The sequence below is a fragment of the Acinetobacter sp. Brlt_5 genome (genome assembly GCF_051949055.1).
Taxonomy (GTDB): Bacteria; Pseudomonadota; Gammaproteobacteria; order Pseudomonadales; family Moraxellaceae; genus Acinetobacter; species Acinetobacter indicus.
On the sequence record NZ_JAYJLP010000010.1, the window covers coordinates 38545 to 52473 of the forward strand.

The window sequence follows — 13929 nt, forward strand, 5'->3', positions numbered from 1 at the left end:
GAAGTCTACCCCTTATGTATTTGAAGTAGCTTTTTGTTCAGCCTGAGCATCCGCCTGATCTGCTGGTTGTTTTGCCTTATCTGATGCAGCAGGTTGCTGGGCACCTTGTGGCGCGGCAGCTTGCGGTTGATATGGTTTGGCTACCACTTTCTGTTCCGGCTTGACTTTGGCAATACCTTCTACAATAACTTTATCGCCAGTTTGCAGACCTTCAGTCACAATCCAGTCTTTACCCTGAATACCGGCTGTGGTCACTGGACGTGGTTCAACCACACCTTTGGCATTGACCAGCATCGCCATGGCCTGACCGGTTGGGGTACGGGTAATGGCAGCTTGCGGAATCAGCACGGCATTTGGAATTACCCCTTGCACAATTTGTGCAGTGGCAAACATGCCAGGCAATAACAGATGGTTTGGATTCGGGAATACCGCACGTAAAGTCACGGTACCCGTATCCGGATTGACGCTGGCATCGGAGAACGCCAGACGGCCTTCAACCGGATAATAGCTGCCGTCTTCCAGTTTCAGTTTGACTGTGGTGTTGTTGCTGCTGTTTAAATCACCTTTGCTGAGTTGCTGGCGTAAACGTAGCAGTTCAGCACTTGACTGGTTGATATCCACATAAATCGGGTCCAGACGCTGAATCGTCACCAGCGGTTCCTGCTGGCTGGCAGTCACTAACGCACCTGCAGTCACGGTAGAACGGTTGGTCTGACCTGAAATTGGCGCACGTACGGTTGAGTAACCCAGGTTAATTTCTGCATTGCGCAGTTCGGCACGGGTGGCCGCGACATCTGCTTCTGCCAGTTTCACCTGCGCCACAATGTCATCATATTCCTGTTTGGAAATGGCATTGCTGCCCACCAATTGACGATAACGGCCTTCTTTGACACGTAAGACGTTCAGATTGGCCTGCTGACGTGCCAATGCTGCACGGGCGCTATCTACCGATGCACGGTTGGTCCGTGAATCAATTTCATATAAGGCCTGACCTTCACGTACATAGCTGCCTTCGGTAAACAGACGTTTCTGCACCACACCGCTGGTTTGCGGGCGAACTTCAGAAATTTCAAAGGCAGTGGTACGGCCGGAAAGTTCAACAGACTGCTCGACACTTTGTGGCTGTACAACAATGACCCCAACTTCTGTTGGAGGCATTTGCTGCTGGGCTGCAGCTTGCTGCGCATCATTTGGATCTTTGCTACAACCCACAAGCGCGATGCTTGTGGCCAATGCGCAAGCAGTGAGGGCAGGGGCCCAAAGCTTTGCAGACATCATTCTTCCACCTCAATTAGATTTTTATCTATCTAAAAATTATTCATTGGTTTGCGCTGGCTGTACTTGATCAAGATCAGATAGAGCAGCGTGATCCAGATAAAACTTATGCTCCAGCCTGACAGGACATCTGAGGGAAAATGTACGCCAAGATACACTCTTGAAATTCCCATCAGCAACATCCACATAACAGCACATATTACAATGGCTTTATGTGCGGGATGTTGCATTGACACATAAATTGCAAGACAGCCCAGCGTTGCGGCATAAAAACTATGTGCGCTGGGAAATGAGGCACCATAGCTATTGACCAGATGATACATTTCTGGCGGGCGCTCTCTTGCAATCAGATACTTGAGTATCCAGGCAGTGGCAAAACTCCCCATCAGTCCAATGCTGACCAGCACGATATTTGCATATTCCTTCTGCCTGGCCAGATACAGACACCAAAGACTGGATAAAAATAATACAAATGGCATGCCACCAACGACAGATAATCCCGTCATTAGTGAATTCAACATCTCGTTACGGTGCTGGCTGAACCAGTCTACAATTGCCGAATCAAGGGCAGTGAGCGCTGGAACATAAAGCATTAACACGCTGAAAAAACACAACAAACCACCGAGATAAAGCAAAAAATTAGGCATGCCGAAATCCTGGTTAGTTTAGCTGATCCGAGCGCAGTCCGGTAATGGATTAAAGTGTACTCGCCAGTACACTTCATTTCAAGCCTGTATAAATTATGCTAATTTCTTTTTCAATTCTTTTTAACACATGACAAAATAAATTAACAAATTCCTTAATGATGACCCTTGGCCGGGCCAGATTGTTCTTCAACTTCAACAGGTTGCTTCGGTGGCCAGAAAAAGTCACTGGGCCGGGTCAGGAAATGGGTCATGACCAGTTTGGCCAATGGCTTCCACTGTTCAAAACGTACCCGACGTGCGCGCAGGGCCACAATAATGGTGAGGGTAAAGCTGACAAATAAGTTGGTCAGGCCAATTAACAGTACACCCAGGAAAGACACAATAATCAGGCCAATTTCCGGACTACCGTTGACGTTCATCAAACCCTGAATAAAGTTGGCCGAGGCAAAGGCAATATGCCGGATATCTAAAGGCAGACCCAGAATATAACCAATTGTGCCCATACTGCCGAGCATAACCCCGAACAGGAAATTACCGGCCAGTGCGCCCAAGTTCCGTTCAATATAGGCGGCAAAACGGTCCAGCCGTTCCTGACTCATCCATTTTTTCAGTTTGGCATGCGCCTGTAGCCGTGGTCCGACTTTGCGATACACCGCCATATTATCGAAGTAACCAGCAATCAGGCCCGATAAAAACAGACACACACCGGCAATGGCTGCGTGTGGAATTGCCAGAGAGGTAAACGGATTCAGGTCATGCAGCATTTTGCTGGCTTTGGCATGGTTCATTAAAGGCTCATGCAACGCCGCATCCCACATAAAGGCAATTAGGGCGGCCACCGGAATGGCAATCGAGATATTGCCCAGAATGGCAATAAACTGGGTCCGGATAATATTGATAATCAGCGCGGCCAGCTCGGCAATTTGCGCCATTTTCGAGCCTTTGCGATGCTGTACGGTCGAAGCCAGTGCGGCAGCGGTCATCGCCGGCTGTTTGGTGGCCACAGTAAAGTGCAGCACATGAATCAGCATAAAGCCCAGCGAGTAGTTCATGCTGTTAATAAAGGCCTGCATCAGCGGCGCCAAGGTTAAACGTGCCGCCAGCACCTTAAGGGTGGCCATGGTGGCAATAATCACCCCGGCCCCGGCAGCCGATTTATACATTTCCAGAAAGCCGGCCTTGTCGGTACTTACATAATGTTCACCGGTTTTACTGGCATTTTCAGTCACCTGCAAGGCCATCAATTCACTGTTGGTAGCCAGCAGGGAGCGGACACTGCGTTCGCTATACAGCGCGGTGGTAATATCGACCAGTAGCTCGCCCATGGCGCTATAACGCACATCATCTTCTTCAACAATCAGGTTCAGCAGCAGTTCAATCCGGTCCAGACACTGTTCCAGTAAGGACAGCAAATAGGTCAGGCTGACACTGACCCCAATCCGTTTGGTGGCCCGGCGAATTTTATGGCTGACGTTACGGCACTGGTCAATCATCACCAGCGCCTGTGAGGCATCCGGTGGAATTACCGCTTCAAATTTGTCGGCACTTTGATGCAGGTTTTTATACTGCACAATGAAATCGTTGATTTCACGGTTCTGCACTAAAAATGGTGATTCGTATTCGGTCAGTTCCGGATGGGCATTAATAAATTCCGGATATAAACCAATTCCGCTGACCCGATAGGACAGAACGGTAATGGCTTTAATGATTTCCTGACGAATCAGTTTTTTATCATCCTGATTACGATGGCCCTGATTCAGCAGGCGAAACAGCTGCTGCCACTGCTGATCTTCAATATCATCCAGCCAGTATTTATCACTGCGCTGATGGAAAATGCGGCGCAGCAAGTCCTGCAGCTGGCTCTGATCATTAATCAGCGGTAAAAAATGCGCCCCTAGGCGCTGAAACAGCTGGCTCCAGAAACCATCTAAAGACAGGATGCCGGTATCGGCATACAGGCTGGTCTGTTTGTACTGGCTGATTAAGCAGAGCACAAAACTTTGTAAGGTATTGGCGGCATTGGGCGTAATCAGCAGGGCATGTAAAAAGGCCTGAAACTTTTCTTGTATTTCTTCGCTATTTTCGGTGTTGGCTGGTCGAATACGGTTGACCAGCTCAATGAGCAGTTGCTCGTCAAGATCAGCGGGCGTGGTTTCCAGCTGATCCTGCATGTTCAGGAATAGGTCATAAAATTTTATATGCATAGGCAAGGATGAAGCTATTTATTGAATTCGGTGCAGGGCCAGCTTGGCCAGATTGACCAAGGCCTGACGATAGATTGTATCTGGCAAGGCATTTAAGGCCGCAATTGCGGCTTCGGTTTCTTCCGTGGCACGTTGCTGGCAATAATCCAATGCACCTGACGTCTGTACAATCTCGATAACCTGCGCCAGGTCGGAGGTTCCGCCCGTAGCAATACTGCGGCGGATAATTTCATGTTGCGCACCTGTGGTATTTTTCAGGGCGGCAATTAAAGGCAAGGTCGGTTTACCTTCCATCAGGTCATCGCCGATATTTTTACCCAGGGTTTCGGCATCTGAGGTGTAATCCAGAATATCGTCAATGATCTGGAAGGCATTGCCAAAATGGCCGGCAAAGACACGTAAAGGTTCACGGTATTCCGGCTTGTTGGTTAAAATGGCGGCACCTTCGGTGGCCAGTTCAAACAGGCGCGAGGTTTTGCCGTGAATAATATCTAAATACGTCTGTTCGGTGGTGTCCGGTTGATGCTGTGATTGCAACTGTAGTACTTCACCTTCGGCAATTTCACAGGTACCGGTCGAGAAATCTTTCAGCAAGGTCATGTTGTTTAAATCGACCAGCAGGTCAAAGGCGCGCGAAATCAGGAAGTCACCGACCAATACGGCGGTCTGGTTATTCCAGGTGGCATTGGCGGTTGGACGACCACGACGCAAGCCGGATTCATCGACCACATCATCATGCACCAGGGTTGCGGTATGCAGCATTTCAATAATCGCCGCCAGTCTGCGCGCCTGTTCCAGATCTTCTGCACCGCAGGCTTTGGCTGCCAGTAAACACATAATCGGACGCATACGTTTGCCACCGGCTTCTACCACATGCTTGCTGACCGCCATAACCAGTGCGACTTTTGAGGTAATGCCTTCATTAATAAACTGATCCATCGCGGCAAAATCGGAAGCAACAGGCGCGAGAATATCTTGCTTAAAGTCGATGGTCATGTGAAGGAGAACCTCAATTGTGTCAAGTAACAACGATAGTGTAACAATGAAAAACGTCTGGACAGGAAATCTGCAATCTGCGGTGCGGCCATTGTGGTTGTCGTTATGAAGTACGAGGCAATGGTCTGCTTTCCTGTTCGTGCTGGCGCTAATGGCCTCCCGGTGACAGGCAGCGGTGATAGCATCAGCATGCTGGCGTTTTCGATTCTAACAAGCAATTTGATTAGATCAATGAAAAATGTAGGGTTTTGAACATTTTTGTTGCTTTTCGTTGCATGTTTATAAAATAAACAGCCGGCTGATGCAATATTTTGGCTAAATCTCTTGTTGTTTGAAGCGTTATCCCTTAAAATCTCTGCCCTTGTATAACCCCAGTGGCGTTCGTTTTAAGATCGGTATATCCCTTTACCGGCACGACGACACGGGCATGTTTGGAGTACATTATGTACGCAGTAATCCAAAGCGGTGGTAAACAGCACCGTGTAGTTGAGGGTGAAACCCTTAAAGTTGAATTATTGAAAGCTGAAACTGGCGCAACTATTACGTTTGATGACGTATTAATGCTTGTAAACGGTGATAGCATTCAAATCGGTGCTCCAGTTGTAGCTGGCGCTAAAGTAACTGCAGAAGTGGTTGGCCATGGCCGTCACGACAAAATCCGCATCATCAAAATGCGTCGTCGTAAGCACTACCGTAAGCAACAAGGTCACCGTCAATGGTTCACCGAGTTGAAAATTACTGGTATTTCAGGCTAATCACTAGGAGTAATGAGACATGGCATCTAAAAAAGCCGGTGGTTCTACTAAGAACGGTCGTGATTCGAATCCTAAGATGTTAGGTGTTAAAGTTTACGGTGGTCAAACTGTAACTGCAGGTAACATCATCGTTCGTCAACGTGGTACAGAATTCCACGCTGGTGCAAATGTAGGTATGGGCCGTGACCATACTTTATTTGCTACTGCTGACGGCGTAGTAAAATTCGAAGTGAAAGGTCAATTTGGCCGTCGCTACGTATCTGTTGAATAAGATTCAATAGAACAAAAACCCACAGTTTTCTGTGGGTTTTTTTATGCATGTCGCATCGGGAAAGAGAGCAACCCTGATCTTCATGATGATGGATAAAAAAGAACATTTGATATTAATAAACATACAAAACTTCTTATTTTCTCTAAATTTAGGCACTTTATTTGGTTTAAGATGAGTCCATGAATACATTGCGATATGCAACAATAAAAGGTGAATCTATGAAAATGCTTCGTCAAACCATGTGTGCTATGGCATTGGGTGCTGCAACGCTGGCACCAGTGATGAGTACGACTGTGTATGCTGCGCCTGTGGCAGCATCGGAGCAGCAAGCCACTGCCAATCTGGTCAAACAATTGAGTCATATTAAAAGTATGACCGCTAACTTTGAGCAGATCACCAAAACCAGCGGCAAAGCGCCTAAAAACAAGGGCCTGACTGCCCAGCATATGAATCAGGAATTTAAAGGCGTAATGAAAGTGGCGCGCCCGGGTAAATTCTATTGGGAAACCACCAGTCCGGCCAAACAGACCATTGTGACCTCAGGGAAAACCGTCTGGATTTATGACCCGGACTTGCAGCAGGCCGTGCGTCAAAACCTGGATGAGCAGGTTGCCAATACGCCAGCACTGTTATTATCGGGCAATACCAACCAGATTATGCAGTCATACCGGGTGACCCAGCCAAACAAAGGCAAAACCTATTACACCCTGTATCCAAAAAGTGATGACGGTGCTTTCCAGAGTCTGACCATCAGTTTCGGTGCCAACAAAGCACCAAGCCTGATGATTCTGGAAGATTCTTTAGGTCAAACCACCTATGTACGTTTTAACAATGTGAAGGTGAACCCGAACATTGCCAACTCGACCTTTAATTTCACCTCGCCAAAAGGCACAGATATTATTGATCAATAAGGGATGATGATCATTTCTTAAAAAAGATTTTATCTGTGAAAGCAAAAACATAGAGGAGCCATTTTAATGGCTCCTTTATTTTTAGGTGAATAATCGTCCAATGGTAGGATTGAACGGAAAGTCAATTGAGCGAGTTGAGCCATGCGGACATGCATGAAATGGCAATAAAAATTGCCCTCCCTGAAAATGGTTAAAAATTAACCAAAAATAAGGGTTAACCAGAATCACGGCTGATCTGTCTGCTTTTGCTCTGTGAAAGAATCCACAATTTCTGTGGATAAATCTTGGGATAATTTATTTTTCCCGTTGAATGGGCCGCAGATGCACGATTAGGGTGCAGTCAGGATTTGATTTTATTTTAAAATTATCATTATGAATTTTAATGGAATATTATAAATTTTGGTATGTACCGCTGCGGATGGTTTTTGGTTGATTTTTCATTTTCTATTGCAGGTTACAGAACTGCTCTAGGATCGAACAGCAGGAGTTTTATATAGTGGTAAATAGCTAAATTGAGCGTATACAACGCCTTAGCGGGGTGAAAACTGCTGAAAATTGCAGCATGAACATAGGGGAAATGCAATGCAACATCTGAAATCAAATCTGCTCACCACGACCATCGCACTGACCACGGCATTAATGTTAAGCGCCTGTCAGCCGAAGCAGGATGCCGCACCTCAGGTGGAGGCCGAGCAAAGTCAGACTCAGGCAGCTGCCATTCCCGTGATTCAGGCCAAAGTGGTGCCGGTGGAATTGAAACAGCAGCAGCGCTGTGATGAAGAGGGCTGTACCGAATACGATATTCAGACGGTCAATACCAATGTGCCGTGGATCAATGCGTATTTTATGCAGCGGATTAAAAAGGCTGACCCGATTGCATTTAGTGAAGATGCCGCTTCTACTGCGTCAGCATCGTCAGCATCGTCAGCATCGTCAGCATCGTCAGCATCGTCAGCATCGTCAGCATCGTCAGCATCGTCAGCATCGTCAGCATCGTCAGCATCGTCAGCATCGTCAGCATCGTCAGCATCAGAGGCCAATAGCACAGAGGAGCCTAACCGTCTTAGCCTGAGTTCTACCTATGTACGTTATATTGGCCAGCATGGCCGTCTGGCTACCTTTAGCATGCAAAGCTATAGTTATCCGGCCGGGGCGGCGCATGGTATGCATCATCAGGAATTTGTGACCTTTGATTTAAACAGCAAGAAACGTCTGGCCTTGCAGGATATTCTACTGCCGAATAATGAAGCCAAACTAGTACAAGAACTGTTTAACCATAATTACAACTGGCTGAATGAGCACGACATCCAGCGTGACAAACTGCGACTGAGTGACAATTTCTATTATGGTGCCAATGGTCTGGTGTTTGTCTATCCATTGTATGAGCTGGCTTCCTATGCAGAAGGCATGCCGGAACTGGAGCTGCCGTATTATGCGGTGGACAAACTGATTAAAGCTGAATATCTGCCAAGTTTGCCGAAGTATCCGGCCCAGTAAATTGTGAAAAAACTGCGCCAGATTGCTGTAATAAGCCCCAGCCGTGAAGCGGATTACTGTATTTTTTAACCCGAAGCGCTTACACTATAGCCAGTTTTTTTCTTTACAAAAGATTGGCTATGATCGACCCGAAATTACTCAGAAATAATATTGAGGCTGTAAATTTAGCCTTGGCAAAACGTGGTGTGCAACTCAATGTAGAAGAATGGGCATCATTGGAAGCTCGCCGTAAAGAAATCCAGTCCAAAACGGAAGCTCTACAGGCCGAGCGTAATGCCGGTGCTAAACAGGTCGGTCAGATTAAAAAAGCCGGTGGTGATGCTTCAGAAATTATGGCACGTATGTCAGCCATTGGTGATGAAATTAAAGCAGCCGAAGTGGCTTTAAATGAATTACAGGCGGAAATTGAAACCAAATCACTGACTATTCCTAACCTGCCACATGAATCTGTGCCGGAAGGTAAAGATGAAGCCGATAACGTGGAAATCCTGACCTGGGGCACACCGCGCGAATTTGATTTTGAAATTAAAGATCATACCGACTTAGGCGAATGGATGGGTGGTCTAGAATTTGAAACCGCGACCAAGCTGACCGGTTCTCGCTTTAGCGTTTTAAAAGGGCCATTGGCGCGTTTGCAACGTGCTTTAACCCAGTTTATGCTGGATACGCATACCCTGAAAAATGGCTATACCGAAGCCTATGTGCCGTACCTGGTCAATGCCGATTCTTTACGTGGTACCGGTCAATTACCAAAATTTGAAGAAGACCTGTTTAAGCTGCAGGGCGAAAAAGAGTTCTATTTAATTCCAACCGCGGAAGTGCCAGTCACCAACTTTGTCCGTGACGAAATTATTGATGCCGACCGTTTACCGCTGAAATATGCTGCGCATACCCCATGTTTTCGCAGTGAAGCCGGTTCTTATGGCCGTGATACGCGTGGTTTAATCCGTCAGCACCAGTTTGATAAAGTAGAAATGGTGCAAATCGTTAAACCTGAAGATTCTATGCAGGCACTGGAAGAGTTGACCGGTCATGCAGAAGGCATTTTGCAGGCGCTGGGCTTGCCGTACCGTAAAATCATCCTGTGTGGTGGTGATATGGGCTTTGGTGCGACCAAAACCTATGACCTGGAAGTGTGGGTGCCAAGTCAGAATACCTATCGTGAAATTTCTTCGTGTTCCAACATGGGTGATTTCCAGGCGCGTCGTATGAAAGCGCGTTATCGTGCTGACCAGAAGAAAACTGAATTTGTACATACTTTGAATGGTTCAGGTCTGGCGGTTGGACGCACCTTATTGGCCGTGATGGAGAACTATCAGCGCGCGGATGGCTCAATTGAAGTGCCTGAAGTGCTACGTCCGTACATGGGTGGTGCAGAATATATCGACTAAATTCAGGTCGATGTACAGGATGCACCAATTTGTGCACAAAATTTGCTTAAGACAATCAGAACTAAATTACTGAGGTAGTGTGTGGATATTTTTCCAATCTCGTTAAAGTTGCAACAGCAACGCTGTCTGATTGTCGGTGGCGGCCATATTGCCTACCGTAAAGCCGGTTTACTGCAAAAAGCAGGCGCTATTATTGATGTGGTGGCGCCGGACATTGATGCCGCTTTACTGGAACTGGTCCAGCAGAGCCAGGGGCACTATGAGGCTGCTGCCTTCAATACTGAAATTCCGCTGCGCCAGTATCGTCTGGTGATCGCCGCCACTGATGATGCAGCAATCAACCGTCAGGTGTTTGAGGCCTGTGAAGCTGAAAATGTGCTGGTCAATAGTGTGGATGATCCGCCACATTGCCGCTTTATGGTGCCGGCTATTGTCGACCGTTCGCCTTTGCTGATTTCAGTGGCCACGAATGGTGCATCGCCGGTGTTGTCGCGCCAGATTCGCACCCAATTGGAAACCAGTATTCCGCACGGCATGGGCAAACTGGTGAGTTTTTCCGGTCAATGGCGTGCTGCGGTTAAGGCCAAAATCCAGAATCCGGATGAACGCCGGATTTTCTGGGAAAACCTGTATGCCAGTCCGCTCAAAGAGCAGGTCTTTAATGACAATCTGCAAGAAGCCAATCGTTTGATTGAACAGGCTTTGCAGGAATGGACCACGCCAAAAGGTGAAGTGTATCTGGTCGGTGCCGGTCCGGGTGATCCAGAACTGTTGACCTTAAAAGCACTACGCTTGATGCAGCAGGCCGATGTGGTGATTTACGACCGTCTGGTGTCTGATCCGATTATGGAGCTGTGCCGCCGTGATGCTGAAAAAATTTATGTTGGGAAAGCACGTTCCAACCATGCTGTGCCACAAGAGGGCATTAATGCCTTGCTGGTCAAGTATGCGCAGGAAGGTAAACGTGTTTGTCGTTTAAAAGGCGGTGATCCGTTTATTTTTGGCCGTGGCGGTGAAGAAATTGAAGAGCTGTTTGCTGCAGGCGTGGCTTTTCAGGTGGTGCCGGGCATTACCGCAGCATCGGGCTGTTCAGCTTATGCTGGTATTCCTTTAACCCATCGCAACTATGCGCAAAGCGTACGTTTCCTGACCGGGCATTTAAAAGAAGGTTCACCGGAACTGCCGTGGAGCGAGCTGGTCTATGAAAACCAGACTCTGGTGCTGTATATGGGACTGGTGGGACTGGAAAAAATCTGCCAGAAACTGATTGCCCATGGCCAGCGTCCGGATATGCCAGTGGCCTTGGTGTCTAAAGGCACCACACCGGAGCAGAAAGTGGTGGTCGGGACTTTGGCGGATATTGCATCTAAAGTTACTGAACATCAAATTCAGGCACCCACTCTGACCATTATTGGTGAAGTGGTGAAGCTGCGCGAACAACTGCAATGGCATGAGCGAGGATAAAGCAACACAACGTGTTGCCCGAGCGCAAGGCGAAGGCTGCGCCTGAGTAAAGAGGATAAAGCAACGCACTGCGTTGCCCGAGCGCAAGGTGAAGGCTGCGCCTGAGTCAAGCGGTGGCCATGATGAATCATGGTTGCCTGAGATACAAAAGGGCAATACCGCATAGCGCTTTAACCCTGACAGCATCCTTGTCCCATCAAGAAAGTTTAATTGCTTAAATCAACCAGATAGTGAGTAAAAAGTGATCCACGTTGTGTTATATGAGCCTGAAATTCCTGCCAATACCGGTAATATTATCCGGCTTTGTGCCAATACCGGTGCTCAGTTACATCTGGTCAAGCCCCTGGGTTTTGAGCTGGATGATAAAAAGCTGAAACGTGCCGGTCTGGATTACCACGAATGGGCACGGATGCAACTGTGGGATTCAATTGAAGACTGTCTGGCCAATTTGGCCAGCAAAGGCATAGGCGTGGATGCGGTGTATCCATTAACCACCAAGGGTACAGAAACCCCGCATACTTCGGATTTAAACCGTCCTGTGGCCTTGTTGATGGGACCAGAAACCCGCGGTTTGCCTGAGCATGTGCGTTTGATGTTCCCACAAGAGCACTGGATTCGCTTGCCGATGGCAGAAAACTCCCGCAGTCTGAACCTGTCAAATGCCACAGCAGTTATTGTTTATGAAGCCTGGCGTCAGCAGGGTTTTCAGCCTTTAAGCTAGGGCAGACCATCAAGATGAATAAAAAAACCAAGATCACTGATCTTGGTTTTTTTATGATGAATTATTTTTCAGTGAGCAGGATCAAGCCGTCAAAACCTGACCTGAAACGTAGAAACAAAAAAAGGTGCCGAAGCACCTTTTTAAATGACTTAAACTTAGAGTTTATCGTCAAATTCATTGTGTTGTGGCGCAGGGTGTTTAAAGCCTTTGGTTTTATAACCCAGGTATAAAATACCGGCCATTGCCCACCATAAACCATATTTCAATGATGTTTCATCAACTTCAAGCCACAGTGCAAACACCGCGATAAAACCACAGAGCGGCACCACCACAAAGTTCAGAATGTCTTTAACATTGCGGGTACGGCCATCACGTAGCGCATAGCGTGAAATGACTGACAGGTTAACGAAACTGAATGCAGTCAGGGCACCAAAGCTGATCAGGGAAATCACGAAATCCAGATCCATAAAGCCCGCAGTTAAGGCCACCGCACCCACAATCAGAATGTTATAAGACGGTGTGAAGTTACGAGGGCTGATATGACCAAAGATTTTCTTGTTAATCACGCCATCACGGCCCATCACGTACATTAAGCGGGATACACCAGCATGTGCAGAAATACCCGAAGCCATCACCGTTACAATTGCAAAGGTCAGTACATAGGACTGGAACAGTGAACCACCCACCAGCATCAGAATTTCTGGCTGAGTTTCAGCAATATTTTTGAAGTAGCTGCCCGGTTCATTCGGGAAGTAAATCTGCATGAAGTAGGTGCTGACAATAAAGATGATCCCGGCAATTAACGCAGTCAGGAAAATCGCTTTTGGCAGGGTCTTTTCGGTATCTTTGGTTTCTTCTGCCAGCGAGCTTAACGAGTCAAAACCGGTGAAGGAGAAGCACAGTAAGGTAGCACCGGTAATCAGCGCACCGACTGAGGTCAGCTCATTCCAGAATGGTTCCAGGCTCCAGAGCTGATAACGCTGTTCGGCACTAATCGGGCCATCGGCATTAAAACCGGCCTGCAGTTTGGTAAATACCATCCAGGTAAAGATCGCGATGACCAGAAGCTGGATAAATACGATCAGACTGTTGAAGTTGGCGACAAAACGCGCACCACGCAGGTTGATGCCGGTCATAAACGCGGTCAGTACAATGACCCAGACCCAATGATTAACATCCGGGAACAGCGCTTCCAGATAAATCACGGCCAGAATAATATTCACCATTGGCGACAGCAGGTAGTCGAGCCAGGATGACCAGCCCACCATAAAGCCAACATTGGGGTGAATGGATTTCTGCGCATAAGTATAGGCAGAACCCGAAGATGGGTAGCGGCGAATCATGTGACCATAGCTTAACGAGGTCAGCAAGATTGCAACCAAGGCAAAAATATACGAGGTGGGTACATGAAAATGACTTTCTTCCGATACTAAACCGAAAGTGTCAAATAAGGTCATTGGCTGAATATATGCTAAACCAATAATAATGATGTGCCAGAGCCCTAGCGTTTTTTGCAGTTTAGCTGCCGATTGAGTCCCAGAGATATTTGTCAACGGCGTTATCCTCTTAATCGTTGATCAAGGATCAGTCATGTTCCTAAGGATCGTTTGAGACGAACGATCCCCCCTATCAATAAAACAAAAGTCCGCCAATCTACTCCAAAATGGTTGCTTTTGTCAGTAACTTTTTCAGAAATTTTTAGCAGAAAATATGCCAATCATCTGAATAAATAAGAACTTTTTCTTGGGTATAGTAAAAGCCTGATGCTTAAAAAAACATCAGGCTTCTAGAAATTTT

At 47.2% G+C, this 13929-nt stretch carries 12 protein-coding genes; 7 read left to right on the plus strand and 5 right to left on the minus strand.

Features of this window, described 5'->3' with window-relative positions:
• Window positions 1-12 precede the first annotated feature (12 nt).
• The 4 genes from VF685_RS08320 to sdsA all read right to left on the minus strand — a co-directional run bounded on the left by VF685_RS08320 (window position 13) and on the right by sdsA (window position 5122).
• Window positions 13-1278, minus strand: coding sequence for an efflux RND transporter periplasmic adaptor subunit (locus tag VF685_RS08320; protein ID WP_005176086.1), 1266 nt, complete (start codon window positions 1276-1278; stop codon window positions 13-15).
• Between the two features lie 29 nt (window positions 1279-1307).
• Window positions 1308-1922: a phosphatase PAP2 family protein gene (locus VF685_RS08325; protein ID WP_005176089.1), complete on the minus strand. Its 615-nt coding sequence runs from the start codon at window positions 1920-1922 to the stop codon at window positions 1308-1310.
• 152 nt (window positions 1923-2074) lie between these two features.
• Complete coding sequence (locus VF685_RS08330; protein WP_160241549.1) at window positions 2075-4126, minus strand: site-specific recombinase; 2052 nt, start codon at window positions 4124-4126, stop codon at window positions 2075-2077.
• 18 nt (window positions 4127-4144) lie between these two features.
• Complete coding sequence (sdsA, locus tag VF685_RS08335) at window positions 4145-5122, minus strand: All-trans-nonaprenyl-diphosphate synthase (RefSeq protein WP_127799648.1); 978 nt, start codon at window positions 5120-5122, stop codon at window positions 4145-4147.
• Between the two features lie 443 nt (window positions 5123-5565).
• Between sdsA and rplU the strand changes: the two genes are divergently transcribed.
• From rplU to VF685_RS08370, 7 genes are all read left to right on the plus strand, one after another.
• The gene (gene rplU / locus VF685_RS08340; protein WP_005176105.1) at window positions 5566-5877 is read left to right on the plus strand and encodes a 50S ribosomal protein L21; all 312 of its coding nucleotides are present in this window, start codon (window positions 5566-5568) and stop codon (window positions 5875-5877) included.
• Between the two features lie 19 nt (window positions 5878-5896).
• Complete coding sequence (rpmA, locus tag VF685_RS08345) at window positions 5897-6148, plus strand: 50S ribosomal protein L27 (RefSeq protein ID WP_005176106.1); 252 nt, start codon at window positions 5897-5899, stop codon at window positions 6146-6148.
• 218 nt (window positions 6149-6366) lie between these two features.
• Window positions 6367-7059: an outer membrane lipoprotein chaperone LolA gene (gene lolA, locus VF685_RS08350; protein ID WP_286384968.1), complete on the plus strand. Its 693-nt coding sequence runs from the start codon at window positions 6367-6369 to the stop codon at window positions 7057-7059.
• Between the two features lie 582 nt (window positions 7060-7641).
• A complete protein-coding gene (locus tag VF685_RS08355; RefSeq protein ID WP_440203606.1) occupies window positions 7642-8556 on the plus strand; it encodes an RsiV family protein in 915 nt (304 codons plus the stop codon).
• A gap of 119 nt (window positions 8557-8675) precedes the next feature.
• Window positions 8676-9947 carry a serine--tRNA ligase gene (gene serS / locus VF685_RS08360; protein WP_016659896.1) on the plus strand — a complete coding sequence of 424 codons (1272 nt, stop codon included), beginning with the start codon at window positions 8676-8678 and terminating at the stop codon, window positions 9945-9947.
• Window positions 9948-10028: 81 nt separating this feature from the next.
• The gene (gene cysG / locus VF685_RS08365) at window positions 10029-11411 is read left to right on the plus strand and encodes a siroheme synthase CysG (protein WP_005176113.1); all 1383 of its coding nucleotides are present in this window, start codon (window positions 10029-10031) and stop codon (window positions 11409-11411) included.
• A gap of 241 nt (window positions 11412-11652) precedes the next feature.
• Window positions 11653-12132 (plus strand): tRNA (cytidine(34)-2'-O)-methyltransferase, encoded by a 480-nt coding sequence (locus VF685_RS08370; protein ID WP_005176117.1) that lies wholly within the window; start codon window positions 11653-11655, stop codon window positions 12130-12132.
• Window positions 12133-12287: 155 nt separating this feature from the next.
• Here VF685_RS08370 and VF685_RS08375 read toward each other — a convergent pair whose 3' ends face one another.
• Window positions 12288-13685, minus strand: coding sequence for an APC family permease (locus VF685_RS08375; protein WP_005176119.1), 1398 nt, complete (start codon window positions 13683-13685; stop codon window positions 12288-12290).
• Window positions 13686-13929 lie beyond the last annotated feature (244 nt).